This window comes from uncultured Granulicatella sp. (genome assembly GCF_963528315.1).
Lineage (GTDB): Bacteria > Bacillota > Bacilli > Lactobacillales > Aerococcaceae > Granulicatella.
The window spans coordinates 22,929-36,506 of sequence record NZ_CAURVV010000008.1; the positions used below are offsets into that span (position 1 = coordinate 22,929).

A 13,578-nucleotide genomic window follows, 5' to 3' on the forward strand; every position below is an offset into this window, starting at 1 on the left:
TTCCTTTTGTATTTCTAAAGCATTCAAAAAGTGGCAGAACATTTCGCTCTACCACTTTCCTATTATAATTCAACTTCGCTATTTTGTGGTGTTACAATATAACTTATACCTGTTACATTGAAGTACTCTTCGCAACGTTTCTTTAATGCCTCCATAGCAACTGTTGCTCGTTCTGCTTGATCTTTTGTGACAGATTCCATAACAAGAACAGCATTGGTTGTTTCTTCTTGCAACATTGTTCTCTTTGCTTCTCTCCAGTTCAAGCAACGACATACGGCTCCTTCATTATCGAAGTGACAAATTTCACCTTCTAATGCTGGAGCATCTTCCTCAGCGCCTAACGGGAAGAAACTTTCTCCGCCTTTAGCTTTACCTAAACGTAAATCTCCTTGGATTTTATCTAAGTCTTCTCCCCCTAATGGGACAGCATATTCAATAGAAATACTATTATAAATATCGACTAATGGAGTAATCAGACGGAATTGATGTCCTTGAGAGACACGTTTTAACAATGCTTCAATCGAAGAACGAGCTCCTTTTTTAGTTTTGAACTTAGAATAGGCTTGTCTCCATTGTTGGATAACAGTATTATCACTAAACACTTCTTCTGTAAAATGAACTTGAGCTTTTTGACAAGCTTCTTGTAAAATCCCTTCAAAATAAGGATCTTCCGTTTCATCTACATAGTTATTAATTCCTTTTAGTACTAAAACATTTACTTGTCCTTCTGGAAATAATTCCCAAAATTCTGGTTCTACGATAAATTTTGTCATTTTCCATTCCTCTATTCTAATTCTTCAAATCTCTGTTTCATTGTTGCATTATTTTTGACAAGTTTTTTAACGGTTAAATCAGTTGCTTTATTATTCGCTAATCTTAAATTATTTTCAGATGATAACAACGCATCTTTTGTTTTTTGTAAATGAGAAATTGTTTTATCAATTTCATCAATTGCTGTTTTAAATTTCTTACTTGCCAATTCATAGTTTTTAGAAAAGGCTGTTTTAAATGCTAGTAAGTCTTCTTCAAAATGCGTAATATCTAATTGTTGTTCTTTCATTTGCGCTAATTCTTGTTTATATTTTAGAGAATTTAACGCTGCATTTCTTAATAACGTAATAATTGGAATAAAGAATTGAGGCCTTACAACATACATTTTCTCATAAACATAGCTGACATCTACAATTCCATTATTATATAGTTCATTATCTGCTTCTAATAAAGAAACTAAAATGGCATATTCGCAATTTTTTTCACGTCTATCTTTATCCAATTCTTTAAAGAAATGTTCATTTTTCTTTTTCGTTGCTGTTTGATCATTTTCATTTTTCATTTCAAACATAATCGATAAAATTTCATTTCCAAAATCATCATATTCTCGGTAAATATAATCGCCCTTACTTCCTGTTTTGGCATCATTATCTTTTCCGAACTCAGCTCTTGGAAAAGCAGTCATTCTCAACTGGTTAAATTGAATTTCACAATGTTGTTCTAAACTTTCACCGACCATTTTTGTCGATTGTTTTGCTTTAAAATCCTTATAGAAGGCAATCGTTTCGTCTTTTTGACGTAATTCCAATTCATATTTTTCTTTTAAAGCAGCTGCTTGAACTTCTTGTTCTTTTTCTTGTAAATGATTTTTCGCTTCTAAATCAGCAATGACACGATCTTTTTCTGCAGATAACTGTGAAACTCGTAAGGCTTCTTTTGTTTCTTGTGCATCAATTTTCGCTTGAAGTGACTGAATCATTTGTTCTTGTTGTGCAATTTTTTCTTGATATTGCTGCGATAATTCTTGCTTTGAAATCACTTGTTCTTGTTGAATTTTGGATAATTCTATTTCCAATTTATGTTTTTCTTTTTCAACTTGTGATTCCATTTGCTGACTAGCCTGTTTTAACTCTTGTTCTAATAGAGCAATTTGTTGTTTATAGTCTGCTAGTTTCTCTTCAAAATGAGATTGAGCTTGTTGTGATTGTAATTGTTGTTCTGTTTCAAATTGTTTTTTAGCGAATTCTAATTGTTGATGAATTTCTTGTGTAAATTCTTGATTACGAACTTGACGTACAATATCTGCATAAGAATGTTCATCAATCGTAAAAACTTTTTGACAGTGCGGACATTTAATTTCGTTCATACAAGTCTCCTCCTCTTTTTAATTGAAATACTAATTAACAATTTACAAACTCAACAATTTCTTCTACGCTAATCGATGAATCGCAAACTACTCGAACGTCTCCACCTTTAGCTACTAATAAACCTGGTACTGTTGGAATACCATATTTTTGACGGAATGATTGAATATCATTTAATTGTGTAACATCTTCACTATTAACAAAAATAGCTGGTTTATTTAAAGCTTGACGTGCTTCATTCATTTTTGGAGCGAAACGACGGCAATAAGGACAAGTTGGACGTCCGATAAATAGAACAACTTCTTCTCCACTTGAGATTAAACTTTCAACTTCTTTAATAGATTTTTTTTCAAATTTTTCTACTGCTTCAAAAAATTCTTGTGACATAATGATTTCTCCTTATTTTGGATTAATATCCTTATATTTTTTTCTTAAATAAATCAATCGTGTGATAAATCCACCAAGCATTCCAATTGCTACTCCACCGATTAATTCTTGAATGATAATGCCTATTACAATCCCAATTAGAATTGCTACTAACATAATGGCATTCAGGACATTTAATTCTTTTAATTTTTCTTTAGAATCCATTCTTTCACCTACACTTTATTCTACTACATTCACTTGGCACATTTTCATAGCTTCTAATGCTTGCTGATGAGTTTGAGGACTTACCCCTGCGCATGAAGTTGAGTTTACATAAATCGGTACTTCTGGGAAATTCGCTTTTGCTAATAAAACATTACTAATAACACAAATATCCGTACATAACCCTAAAAATGTAATAGATCTAATTGAAGGAATCTCTTGTAATAATTCCATTAATCTTGTGGATCCAAAAGTAGGCTTTTCAACTCCAATAGCATTTTTATCTAAAAGTGCTTCTTTTACAGTTTCATCTAATTGCCAACCCGGAGTTCCTTTTACACAGTGAACGACTGGTAATTTTTTACCTTCTTCTGTTTCTAAATAATTTTCTTGATGAGTATCCAAGGTATAAAAGACTTTCCCAGGAAATTCTCGAATTGTTGACGCTACATTAGAAACAATCGCTACTGCCTCTTTTGTTCCTAAGACTCCATCTACAAAATCTTTTTGCATATCCACTACAACTAAAATATCTGTCATGATTGATCCTCCAACAAATGATAGTATTCGTATAAATGACGGAATAAGAAATAATATCCACCTACTAATACATAACTAATACTTATGACGAAAAGTAATAACTCTTTAGACCATGCCGCCATTTCAAAAGCTAATGCTCCTCCAAATAAAAAGAACAACATACTTAAACTATAAAAGACTATTTTTATTTTATCCTTGCGGTGACCTCTTAAACATCTACCAATCGCAAATCCTGTATCCGTTAAATATCCCGTAAAATGAGAAGTTCTGACAATCATTCCACGGTAATAAATAAACATACCATTTTGAACACCGACTGTAAAAGCTAATTGATAAATCCATAAAACTTCTAATTTTAACCAAAAACTAATTCCTAATAACAAACCTAATACAATAAGTAATATTCCATATCGGTTTGCAAATCGGAAAACTTTTTCAGAAAAAATCATTCCGCAACAAACTCCACCTAGTAGGAAACTAATAATAATCAATAGTAATGTAAGTGCATGACTCGTTTCGCCTGACATCGCATGAATCAAAAATCCTGAAACATTTCCCGTCATATGAGTAGTAGGCTTCTCATATAATAACAATGTTGTAATATTTACAAATCCTGAAAGGGCACTTAGAAGTCCAATCCACATCGCAAATAATATTCCTTTTTGTTGTTTCATCACTTCCCCCTAACTATTGTTGTATAAAGTATAGGAAAGCAATTCCCAAACAAAACACATTTATACCATAACAAATTTTAAAATAAATTCGGTGAGTTTTATGGTGGAAAACTAACATTCCTAGTATTCCACCAATTCCCCCACCAATGATTCCTAATGTTAATAATCTTCTCTCGGGTATTCGCCATTTTTTTCGTTTAGCTGCTCTCTTATCGATTCCCATCAAAAGAAATAATAAAAGATTTATCAATAGCACATATCCTAAAAATAGCGACGGAATATTACTCAACTGGTACAGCCTCACAGCTAGTTCCATTTAATTGACCAATTTCAAAAATGTATTGTCCAGTTTTTGTCACTAAACAAGGAACACCTACCATTCCCCATTGTTTACGACCTTCAAATTGTGGTTTATCATCTCTTAAACGAATAAATTCTTTTAAATTTGCCATACTTGCAGTAATATCTACCTCACGATAGCTAATATTTTGTCTTTGTAACTCCTCTACAAATGCTTTAGTATCTGGGCATAAGCTACTAAAATATAATACGTGTTCTTCCATCTTAAAAACTCCCTATCTTCCTAAAATTTGTTGTAAAGCTTGTCTTGCTAATTGATCAGCACCTCGGTTTTCCTTTTCAGGAATCCATTCTAAAAATAGTTGCGGAATTTTTTTACGTTCTTCCTGCACTTTTTTTAGAATCTCTTGGTAAGCTACTTGTTTCGTATAATTTTTTTCAATCGCCATCATGGCAAATTTCGAATCAGAATTCAAAAAAATCACTTCATGATGCCATTCTTTTTCTTGAAGAATGATTAAGGCACGATAAATCGCCCATAATTCTGCTTGATGATTATCCATTAATTGGTCAGTATTTTCCTTAAATAAAAATTGTTGTTTTTCGTATAAAATTTCAATTCCAATTCCAACTTTTCCTGGATTTCCATTTACAGCTGCATCTGTTCTTACTCGAATCATTCAGAAACTACTACACTTACATGAGTAGCTTGAAGTCCATGAGCACCTTGTGCAATTTCAAATTCTACTCTTTGTCCTTCCTTTAAAGTCTTAAATCCTTCAGATATAATGCCAGTAAAGTGAACAAAAATATCTTCATCTGTATCAGTGACCGAAATAAAACCATAGCCTTTTTCATTGCTAAACCATTTTACGATTCCTTTTTTCATTATGAAAACCTCCAGCCTTTTCTATCATTAGACAGCTTTTATCTCATTATATACGTTCTAATTCTTTTTTTAAAATGATTTGTTTCAAGTCTATTTTCAGTATTTATTTTCTCGAAAATCATCATATTGTTTAACAAAAGTAGCATCATCATAAAAGAAAGTTTGCATTAAGTCTTCTTTTTTTGAAAAATAGTTTATCCATTCCTCAAATGAAGAAATATACTCTTCTTGAAACGGATATAATCGAATCGTGTCTTGCATCCATTTTTGAGCTAACATCGTAGCTTCTTCCATTGAACAGTGATTCATCAATTCATTGAACAACACAGATTCTTCTTTATACAATGGTGATTTCGAAATAGATGACAATTTATCTCGTTCGATTCGTTTCATTTCACCATTCCATAATATTTGGATGGTCTTAAATGTCCCTGATTCCAACCATTCATCTAATAAAATTGCTTTATCAAACATTGGCGTATGTGGATGAATTAAAAATGATTGAATCACATACTCTTTTTGTTGCAATGTAGAATCAATTAAAACTTGAGATATATAATGCATTTCTTCTACAGAAAAAATTTTATCCTGGTTTTGTAATGCTTCTCCTATTTCTTGTAACTGCTGAATTTCATCTTGTTGATTTTTCAATTTTTGATTCATCATTTTCAGTTGAAGAGTGTTTATCCAAGGATACTCTAAATGCTGAGAATCTCTTAATAACTCTTCTACTTCTTCAAATCGATTCATAAAAATTAACGCTTCAATATAGACCGATAAGTATTTTTCTTCCTTTAACTCAAACTCTTCTACTAGCCAAATAATTTCATTCCAGTCTTGACTGCGACATAATAAATTCCATAATTTTTCTAATAATTGATTAGAATTTGTCTTAATATATCCTTTCTCTAACCAATCAATAGCTCCGATTGAATCCTCTTCTTTTTGACATTGATTCGCTTTTTGTATATAAAATTCTTCTTGATTTGGAAACTCAATTGTATTTCCCATTATTTTCCTCCTCTTCAAAAGAAAAACAGACTAATCCAAGATTAGTCTGCCTTAGCATCATCTGGTAAAAATTCAATAATATCTTTAAAATTTACGATGGTGCGGTCTTCACAAATATCTTTCATAACGGTCGTAGAAGATTCCCAGTCAATAATCACGACTGCACTATTGGAAAGTAACTTATAAATCACACCGTACATTTGTTGTTCTCTAAACGTAAAATGAATCCGATCTCCTACATCTGGGCGAATAGAATCTTTAACTCGTTTAATGACAACAAGAACTTCATCATATGATATACCCAATATATGTGCAATACGAGATTTGCTAGTTCCTTTACGAAGTTCCGTTTCAACGATTCCTTGAACTTTTTTTGTCACTTTAAGTGCCATCTCTATCGCCTCTTCCCACGGGCCTTCCAAATCCAACACATCTACAATATTACTAATCTTAGTATAGCACAAAAGAAGTTTATTGTCAGTTGAAAAGTCATAAAAACATTGTTATTATAACATTTTTAGGAAATAAAGACGAAGTTGTTAGGAACTTTTGTTAACGTTTCAATTTTTATGTTAAATAATCGATGAATGATTTTACACTTCTCTTTTTCCAAATGCACACATTTCTAATAATGGACATTCATGACATTTTGGTTTTCGAGCAATGCAGTGATATCGTCCAAAGAAAATCATCCAATGATGCGCTCTAGACCATAATTCTTTCGGAATTTTACGACATAAAGTTTCTTCTACTTCTAACACGGTATCTTTTTGTCTACAAATCTGTAATCTTTTGGAAATTCTCTCAACGTGAGTATCTACTGCAAATGCTGGAATATTAAAGGCAACACTCATCACGACATTGGCAGTTTTTCTACCTACACCAGCTAAACTCACTAATTCTTCTCTCGTTTGAGGAACTTCTCCGTTAAATCGTTCCAAAAGTTGCTGTGCACAAAGACGAATATTTTTTGCCTTACTTCGATACAATCCCAATGACTGAATACATTCAATTACTGACTCCTCACTAGCAGTTGCTAAATGAGCAGGAGTTGGAAATCTCTCAAATAATTTAGGAGTAACTTTATTCACACCTACATCCGTTGCTTGAGCACTTAGAATCGTAGCAATCAGTAATTCAAAAGCATTGCGATGGTTTAGCTCACAATGAGCATCTGGAAATAAATCTCCCATCGTTTGAACGGCTTCAATTGTTTTTGTTTTTGATAACATAGCCTTCCTCCATTAATCCAACCAATTATCTAATGGCACTTGAGGAATCTGAGTTGTTTCTTTTGGTTTTGCTGTAAACTGTCCATTTCTTGAACGATTCTTATCTTGAATTACTTGTTGAACCGTTTTGAACCCTTTTCTTTGCCACGTTAATAAAATCTTATCCATATACTTCAACGTAAATACTTGATTTAAAACAGCTTCTTTTAAAGCAGCTAAAATTAACTCATAAGAATATTCATCTTTATCAATCCAACTTTTAATCATTTGAATCTCATACGAACTAATCGGTCTACCAAATTCTTTTTCAATCACAAAAATTAAATTTGGATTATCATTTTCAGACTTTTTAGCAACTTCTTGTCGATGTAAAATTTCTAATTGTTGGAATAAAGGAGCCAAACTATAATACTCCTCTCTTTTTCCTTCTTCATTTTCTTTTTGAGTAACGGATACCACTTGTCGATCTAATAAATGCTGAATAATTTGAAATAAAGTATTTTCAGAAATCGAAAAAACATCACAGACTTCTTCGACATTCAATGGGAAATATTCGGAAGTTGAATGTTGTAACCACCAAGAAAGCATTAAGCATTCTTGTGCCGTTAATTGTAATTGTTGATAATATCGGATGAATGGATTTGGAACGGTCGTTCCTCCTTGATACATCCAAAATTGTTGAAATGTTTGTTCCAAAATTTTCACCTCTTTTTCTGACATAAAAACCGATTTCTAGAAACTCTAAAAATCGGTTTGAAATTGTCTATTTTATGGGAAAATACGGTTTAATAAACGTGGGAATGGAATTGCTTCACGAATATGTTTCGTTCCTGCAACGAATGTTACCATTCTTTCTAACCCTAGTCCAAATCCAGCATGAGGAACTGAACCATATTTTCTTAAATCTAAGTAGAATGCATAATCATCTGGATTTAAGCCATTCTCTTTAATTTTTTCATATAATTTATCATAGTCTACTTCACGCTCAGAACCACCGATAATTTCTCCATATCCTTCTGGAGCTAATAAGTCTGCACATAGTACACGGCTTTCATTACCAGGTACTGGCTTCATGTAGAATGCTTTAATATCAGCTGGATAGTTCATAACGAATGTTGGCACTCCAAAATGGTTTGAAATCCAAGTTTCGTGTGGAGAACCAAAGTCATCTCCATGTTCTAAATGTTCATAATCTGTATCTTCATCTGCTTCATGAGCTTGTAATAAATCGATTGCTTCATCATAAGAAATACGTTTAAATGGTTCACTGACATATTTCTTCAATAATTCTACATCTCTTTCTAAAGTTTCAAGAGCATGAGGAGCACGGTCTAACACTCCTTGAATTAATGCTTTTACATAAGCTTCTTGTAAATCTAATGATTCGTCATGAGTCACGAATGGATATTCAGCATCCATCATCCAGAATTCTGTTAAGTGACGACGAGTTTTTGATTTTTCAGCACGGAATACTGGACCAAAGTCAAATACTGGACCGAATGCCATTGCACCAGCTTCTAAGTATAATTGACCTGATTGAGATAGGAAAGCTGGATCTCCAAAATAATCTGTTTCAAATAATTCAGTTGTATTTTCTGCTGCATTTCCAGATAAAATTGGGCTATCAAATTTAATAAATCCATTTTGATCAAAGAATTCATATGAAGCATAAATAATCGCATTACGAATTTGCATAATCGCATGTTGTTTACTAGAACGTAACCATAAGTGACGGTGATCCATTAAGAAGTCAGTACCGTGTTCTTTTGGAGTAATTGGATATTCATGACTTTCCCCAATCACTTCTAATCCTGTTACTAATAATTCATACCCTAATTTTGAACGAGTATCTTCTTGAACTACACCTGTTACATAAACAGCTGTTTCTTGTGTTAATGATTTAGCAATTTCAAATACTTCTTCCGGAACATCGCTTTTTACAACAATTCCTTGGAAATAAGCTGCTCCATCACGTAATTGTAAGAACGCAATTTTCCCACTTGAACGTTTATTAGCTACCCAAGCTCCAATTAAGACTGTTTGTCCAACATAATCTTTTGCTTGGTTCATTCTGATTTTTTTCAAAATAATCCCTCTTTCTACAAATAATTTCTAACAAATTGATTCATTCTTTGAGCAGCATTTTTTAGTTCTTCTTCACTACTTGCACAACTTAAACGCAAGTAACCAGTACAACCGAAGTTTTCACCTGATACAGTCGCCACTCCAACTTCCTCTAATAATTTTAATGCAAATGCATCTGAAGTTTCAACTCCAACTATCTTCATCGCTTCTTGAATATTGACAAATAGATAAAAGGCTCCTCCAGGTTTTACACATGACATACCTGGAATTTCCTGAATGAGCGCATGGAATAATTCAATTCTCTTTTGGAATTGACGACGCATCGCTTCTTTATCTTCTTGTAAATCTTTCTGAAAAGCACGAATCGCAGCATATTGAACGACTGCAGCTGGATTACTCGTTGTATGACTAGTTAAATCATTTAATGCACGAATCACTTCAATTGGTCCGAAAGCATATCCTAATCTCCAACCTGTCATCGCAACTGATTTCGATAATCCATTAATAACTAATGTATTATTTTGGATTTCTTCAGATAAACTTGCCACACTAATACTTGGCACATCATGAACTAACTCATAATAAATTTCATCAGCAATGACAAACACTTCATGTTTTAATGCCCATTGACTAATTTCGTATAATTCCTCTTTTGAATACGTTAATCCGGTTGGATTCGATGGAGAATTCAAAATTAATAACTTCGTTTTATCTGTTAAAGCTTTTTCTAACAAATCAACTGTTACTTTAAAGGCATTCTCTTCACTCGTTTCAACAAAGACCGGAATCCCTTGAGCTAATGTAATTTGTTCTGCATAACTCACCCAATATGGAACTGGAACTAACACTTCTTCACCTGGGTCAATTAATGTTTGAAATGCCGAATATAATGCAAACTTTGCTCCAGCAAAAACAGCTACTTGTTGTTTTGAAACTTTCACACCATCTTTTCTTAAATGAAAATCACTAATGGCTTGTTTTAATTCATCCAGCCCTAAAGTAGGCGTATAATGATCTGTTTCATGTTTCAATAGTGATTCAATTGCTGCTTGTGTAATTTTTTCTGGAGTATTAAAATCTGGCTCACCAATTGATAAGCTAATAATATCTTGTCCTGCTGCTTTTAATTCTCTTGCTTTTTGTGTCATCGCTAAAGTTCCCGAAGGAAGTATTTTAGAGACACGTTCTGAGATTTTTACCATAATAACCTACCTTTAAATATTTTCAATATCTTTAATCCATTGGCCATTTTTGGCAGAAATATAATAATATCCAATACGTTGATTTTTTGTTCGATAATTGACTTCCCATACTGGTTCGTCTTTTATCATTCCCAATCTTGCTTCTAAAATCTCATCTGTATGTTTCGCTTCTTTTGTAATAGAGCGTGCTTCTTGTTCATTAATAACAGCATCCTGTTGTAATATGGTCACTTCTTTCTTATCTGGAGAAACAATCGCATATAATGTTTGACCTTCAGTCGTAATTCCAGCTAATGAATAATAAGTTTCCTCTGTATTAAACCAATAAAAATCTGTAATCTTAGTGAACTGAACTTTTTGTGCAGCAATTTCTACTGCTAAATCTTTAGCCTTTAATTTTTCTGATTGGCTTAAATAAAAAATTCGAGCAGCTCCAAAAAATATTACTAAAAACGTGCAGACGAAAAGCAACATCGTACGTCTTCTCATGGATGCACAACCTTTTCTAATTTTTAAATTCAGATAGCTTTATTATACGATAAGCCAGTAAAAAGCACCAGTATTTTATAAAAGTTGAAGAAAAAAGATAGCTTCCGAATAGGAAGCTATCTTAAAGATTAAACACATCTATTTTTTTCAACGATTACTTGGCATTCACTTGTTCCTGATAATTCCTTATCTTCTGGAACTTCAACACTTTTATCTGTAATAACATAATTTAATTTAGCACCTTTTTTAATAATGGAGTCAGCCATAATAATACTGTTTTTTACAACAGCTCCTTCTTCAATAATAACATCACGGAAAATAATGCTATTTTCAACTGTTCCATTGATAATTGAACCATCTCCTAAAAGTGAATTTTTCACTTTAGAATGTTCCCCATAATGCGTAGGCACACTATCTTGAACTCTTGTTAAAATATCTGTTCCACTATCAAATACTGTCGTTAAAGTTTCTGGCTTTAATAAATCCTGATTAAAATCAAAATAATCTTTTACGCTATTGATAACTTTTGAATATCCTTTAATTTCATATGCATAAACATTTAAAGTATCCAAATTTTTAGAAACATAATCTCTTAAGATATCTTCCCATCCAAGAGTCATTCCTTTTTTAATAATGGCATTTAACAATTCTTTTGTCATAATATAAATTTTTGCTTGTGTAGCACAAGTTTCATTGGAACCATTAAAGTGATATAAAGATTCATATACTTTATAATCTTTATCAAAAATAATTTGAGATTCCCCAATTTCTGGTTTACGGTAATGATAAGCTACTGTAATATCTGAACCAGTATCAACATGATATTGGAACATTTCTTTAAAATCAATAGTTCCAATAATATTCGCATCTGCTAAAATACAATATTCTTCTTTTAAATTTTCTGTATAAACCATTGTATTCACTAATGCTTCAATTTTATTTTGAGGAATACGAGTAGATAAATAGTTCGATAACGGTGTTAGTAATGTTAATCCACTATTTTTTCTATTTAAATCCCAATCTTTTCCCCAACCAACATGATCTCTTAATGATTTATAATTATGATTTGTTAAAATTCCGATATTGTCTATTCCTGCTTTTACTAAAGATGATAACATAAAGTCTACTAAACGATATCTGGAACCGACAGGAAGAGATGCTAACGTTCTTGAACGAACTAAACCATGTAAATCATCTTGTCTATAGTTATCCGCAAATAAAATCGCAAAAGCTTTAATCATTTTAGCAACCTCCCGCTTTCTTCGGTTCAGTGACGACTTCATTGCGTCCAATAACCGTAATCAAATCTTTTCCTAATTCAATTTTTTCATGTCCAATCGATACACCTGCTTTAATAACGGCTCCTTCAGCTACAATGGAGTGATAGACACTAGCTCCTTTTTCAATTGTAGCATTTTGCATAATAATACTATCTTTTACAACAGCGTCCTCTGCAATAACGACTCCTGAAGAAATAATTGAATCTTTTACTTTACCAAATACTAAAGTTCCATCTGAAATCATAGATGATTGAACATCAGCATGTTCCCCTAAATATTGTGGAAGTCTACCTTCATGACGATAATAAATTCTCCAAGTTTTATCATCTATATCAAAAGCTTCACGAGCTTTAATTAAATCCATATTCGCTTCCCATAAGCTTTCAATTGTACCCACATCTTTCCAATAACCTTCAAATGGGAATGCATATATTTTCTTTTCTTCTTCAAGTAACATTGGGATAATATTTTTTCCAAAATCTTTTTCACTTTCTGGATTCGCTTCATCACGAATTAAATATTCACGTAAAACTCTCCAATTGAATATATAAATACCCATTGAAGCTTTTGTTGAAATTGGATTTTTTGGTTTTTCTAAAAACTCCACAATTCTTAAATCTTCATCTGTATTTAAAATACCAAAACGATGAGCTTCTTCCATTGGAACATTAATATGTGCAATTGTTAAATCTGCGTCTTTCTCCTTATGGAATTCAAGCATCTTGTTGTAATTCATTTTATAAATATGATCCCCAGATAAAATTAAAACATATTCAGGTTCATATTGTTCGATATATTTAATATTTTGGTAAATTGCATGTGCTGTACCTTTATACCATTCCCCTGTTTTACCAGCAGTATAAGGAGGTAAAATAGACAATCCCCCATCCATTCTATCTAAATCCCATGGTTGTCCATTTCCCATATATGAATTCAATTCTAATGGCTTGAATTGTGTTAAAACCCCAACTGTTGAAATTCCAGAATTTGCACAATTAGACAATGGAAAATCAATAATACGATACTTTCCACCATAAGGTACAGCTGGTTTAGCCATATCTTGAGTTAAAACTTGTAAACGAGTGCCCTGTCCTCCTGCTAGTAACATTGCGACCATTTCTTTTTTTCTTGCCATATGTACATCCCCCACATT

Annotated in this window: 19 protein-coding genes; all 19 read right to left on the reverse strand. The window is 32.4% G+C overall.

Annotated features, from left to right (window positions below; translation table 11 throughout):
* Positions 1–62 precede the first annotated feature (62 nt).
* The 19 genes from RYK07_RS03385 to RYK07_RS03475 all read right to left on the reverse strand — a co-directional run bounded on the left by RYK07_RS03385 (position 63) and on the right by RYK07_RS03475 (position 13,560).
* A complete protein-coding gene (locus RYK07_RS03385) occupies positions 63–773 on the reverse strand; it encodes a phenylalanine--tRNA ligase beta subunit-related protein (protein WP_314852401.1) in 711 nt (236 codons plus the stop codon).
* 11 nt (positions 774–784) lie between these two features.
* Positions 785–2,137, reverse strand: coding sequence for a DUF2130 domain-containing protein (locus tag RYK07_RS03390; RefSeq protein ID WP_314852402.1), 1,353 nt, complete (start codon positions 2,135–2,137; stop codon positions 785–787).
* A gap of 34 nt (positions 2,138–2,171) precedes the next feature.
* Positions 2,172–2,522 carry a thioredoxin domain-containing protein gene (locus RYK07_RS03395; RefSeq protein ID WP_314852403.1) on the reverse strand — a complete coding sequence of 117 codons (351 nt, stop codon included), beginning with the start codon at positions 2,520–2,522 and terminating at the stop codon, positions 2,172–2,174.
* Between the two features lie 12 nt (positions 2,523–2,534).
* Positions 2,535–2,726: a hypothetical protein gene (locus RYK07_RS03400; protein WP_006702444.1), complete on the reverse strand. Its 192-nt coding sequence runs from the start codon at positions 2,724–2,726 to the stop codon at positions 2,535–2,537.
* 15 nt (positions 2,727–2,741) lie between these two features.
* Positions 2,742–3,263: an isochorismatase family cysteine hydrolase gene (locus RYK07_RS03405; RefSeq protein ID WP_314852404.1), complete on the reverse strand. Its 522-nt coding sequence runs from the start codon at positions 3,261–3,263 to the stop codon at positions 2,742–2,744.
* A complete protein-coding gene (locus RYK07_RS03410) occupies positions 3,260–3,937 on the reverse strand; it encodes a DUF1275 family protein (RefSeq protein ID WP_314852405.1) in 678 nt (225 codons plus the stop codon). Before RYK07_RS03410 ends, RYK07_RS03405 begins: the two co-directional genes overlap by 4 nt.
* 13 nt (positions 3,938–3,950) lie before the next feature.
* Entirely contained in the window at positions 3,951–4,253 is a 303-nt protein-coding gene (locus tag RYK07_RS03415; RefSeq protein WP_314852406.1) for a DUF1294 domain-containing protein, read from the reverse strand.
* A complete protein-coding gene (locus RYK07_RS03420) occupies positions 4,219–4,500 on the reverse strand; it encodes a glutaredoxin (RefSeq protein WP_314077977.1) in 282 nt (93 codons plus the stop codon). The genes RYK07_RS03415 and RYK07_RS03420 overlap by 35 nt, the downstream gene beginning before the upstream one ends.
* A 12-nt stretch (positions 4,501–4,512) precedes the next feature.
* Positions 4,513–4,917: a ribonuclease HI family protein gene (locus RYK07_RS03425; protein WP_314852407.1), complete on the reverse strand. Its 405-nt coding sequence runs from the start codon at positions 4,915–4,917 to the stop codon at positions 4,513–4,515.
* Positions 4,914–5,126 carry a cold-shock protein gene (locus RYK07_RS03430; RefSeq protein WP_006702438.1) on the reverse strand — a complete coding sequence of 71 codons (213 nt, stop codon included), beginning with the start codon at positions 5,124–5,126 and terminating at the stop codon, positions 4,914–4,916. Before RYK07_RS03430 ends, RYK07_RS03425 begins: the two co-directional genes overlap by 4 nt.
* Positions 5,127–5,222: 96 nt before the next feature.
* Positions 5,223–6,137: a hypothetical protein gene (locus RYK07_RS03435; protein ID WP_314852408.1), complete on the reverse strand. Its 915-nt coding sequence runs from the start codon at positions 6,135–6,137 to the stop codon at positions 5,223–5,225.
* Between the two features lie 41 nt (positions 6,138–6,178).
* The gene (locus RYK07_RS03440) at positions 6,179–6,529 is read right to left on the reverse strand and encodes a DUF2187 domain-containing protein (protein WP_314852409.1); all 351 of its coding nucleotides are present in this window, start codon (positions 6,527–6,529) and stop codon (positions 6,179–6,181) included.
* Positions 6,530–6,730: 201 nt separating this feature from the next.
* Positions 6,731–7,369, reverse strand: a complete 639-nt coding sequence (gene nth / locus RYK07_RS03445) for an endonuclease III (protein WP_314852410.1) — start codon at positions 7,367–7,369, stop codon at positions 6,731–6,733.
* A 12-nt stretch (positions 7,370–7,381) separates the two neighbouring features.
* The gene (locus RYK07_RS03450; protein WP_314852412.1) at positions 7,382–8,089 is read right to left on the reverse strand and encodes a DnaD domain protein; all 708 of its coding nucleotides are present in this window, start codon (positions 8,087–8,089) and stop codon (positions 7,382–7,384) included.
* Between the two features lie 48 nt (positions 8,090–8,137).
* Positions 8,138–9,439, reverse strand: a complete 1,302-nt coding sequence (asnS, locus tag RYK07_RS03455) for an asparagine--tRNA ligase (protein WP_314852429.1) — start codon at positions 9,437–9,439, stop codon at positions 8,138–8,140.
* Between the two features lie 29 nt (positions 9,440–9,468).
* Positions 9,469–10,656, reverse strand: a complete 1,188-nt coding sequence (locus tag RYK07_RS03460; protein ID WP_314852413.1) for a pyridoxal phosphate-dependent aminotransferase — start codon at positions 10,654–10,656, stop codon at positions 9,469–9,471.
* Between the two features lie 12 nt (positions 10,657–10,668).
* Entirely contained in the window at positions 10,669–11,145 is a 477-nt protein-coding gene (locus RYK07_RS03465; RefSeq protein ID WP_314852414.1) for a DUF5590 domain-containing protein, read from the reverse strand.
* A gap of 128 nt (positions 11,146–11,273) precedes the next feature.
* Positions 11,274–12,386 carry a glucose-1-phosphate adenylyltransferase subunit GlgD gene (gene glgD / locus RYK07_RS03470; protein WP_314852415.1) on the reverse strand — a complete coding sequence of 371 codons (1,113 nt, stop codon included), beginning with the start codon at positions 12,384–12,386 and terminating at the stop codon, positions 11,274–11,276.
* 1 nt (position 12,387) lies between these two features.
* Entirely contained in the window at positions 12,388–13,560 is a 1,173-nt protein-coding gene (locus RYK07_RS03475; RefSeq protein ID WP_314852416.1) for a glucose-1-phosphate adenylyltransferase, read from the reverse strand.
* Positions 13,561–13,578 lie beyond the last annotated feature (18 nt).

Excerpts from the sequence above, each read along its gene's own strand:
- RYK07_RS03385 (WP_314852401.1), bottom strand. The coding sequence starts at position 773 with ATGACAAAATTTATCGTAGAACCAGAATTTTGGGAATTATTTCCAGAA.
- RYK07_RS03390 (WP_314852402.1), bottom strand. The coding sequence starts at position 2,137 with ATGAACGAAATTAAATGTCCGCACTGTCAAAAAGTTTTTACGATTGAT.
- RYK07_RS03395 (WP_314852403.1), bottom strand. The coding sequence starts at position 2,522 with ATGTCACAAGAATTTTTTGAAGCAGTAGAAAAATTTGAAAAAAAATCT.
- RYK07_RS03400 (WP_006702444.1), bottom strand. The coding sequence starts at position 2,726 with ATGGATTCTAAAGAAAAATTAAAAGAATTAAATGTCCTGAATGCCATT.
- RYK07_RS03405 (WP_314852404.1), bottom strand. The coding sequence starts at position 3,263 with ATGACAGATATTTTAGTTGTAGTGGATATGCAAAAAGATTTTGTAGAT.
- RYK07_RS03410 (WP_314852405.1), bottom strand. The coding sequence starts at position 3,937 with ATGAAACAACAAAAAGGAATATTATTTGCGATGTGGATTGGACTTCTA.
- RYK07_RS03415 (WP_314852406.1), bottom strand. The coding sequence starts at position 4,253 with ATGGAACTAGCTGTGAGGCTGTACCAGTTGAGTAATATTCCGTCGCTA.
- RYK07_RS03420 (WP_314077977.1), bottom strand. The coding sequence starts at position 4,500 with ATGGAAGAACACGTATTATATTTTAGTAGCTTATGCCCAGATACTAAA.
- RYK07_RS03425 (WP_314852407.1), bottom strand. The coding sequence starts at position 4,917 with ATGATTCGAGTAAGAACAGATGCAGCTGTAAATGGAAATCCAGGAAAA.
- RYK07_RS03430 (WP_006702438.1), bottom strand. The coding sequence starts at position 5,126 with ATGAAAAAAGGAATCGTAAAATGGTTTAGCAATGAAAAAGGCTATGGT.
- RYK07_RS03435 (WP_314852408.1), bottom strand. The coding sequence starts at position 6,137 with ATGGGAAATACAATTGAGTTTCCAAATCAAGAAGAATTTTATATACAA.
- RYK07_RS03440 (WP_314852409.1), bottom strand. The coding sequence starts at position 6,529 with ATGGCACTTAAAGTGACAAAAAAAGTTCAAGGAATCGTTGAAACGGAA.
- nth (WP_314852410.1), bottom strand. The coding sequence starts at position 7,369 with ATGTTATCAAAAACAAAAACAATTGAAGCCGTTCAAACGATGGGAGAT.
- RYK07_RS03450 (WP_314852412.1), bottom strand. The coding sequence starts at position 8,089 with ATGTCAGAAAAAGAGGTGAAAATTTTGGAACAAACATTTCAACAATTT.
- asnS (WP_314852429.1), bottom strand. The coding sequence starts at position 9,439 with ATGAACCAAGCAAAAGATTATGTTGGACAAACAGTCTTAATTGGAGCT.
- RYK07_RS03460 (WP_314852413.1), bottom strand. The coding sequence starts at position 10,656 with ATGGTAAAAATCTCAGAACGTGTCTCTAAAATACTTCCTTCGGGAACT.
- RYK07_RS03465 (WP_314852414.1), bottom strand. The coding sequence starts at position 11,145 with ATGAGAAGACGTACGATGTTGCTTTTCGTCTGCACGTTTTTAGTAATA.
- glgD (WP_314852415.1), bottom strand. The coding sequence starts at position 12,386 with ATGATTAAAGCTTTTGCGATTTTATTTGCGGATAACTATAGACAAGAT.
- RYK07_RS03475 (WP_314852416.1), bottom strand. The coding sequence starts at position 13,560 with ATGGCAAGAAAAAAAGAAATGGTCGCAATGTTACTAGCAGGAGGACAG.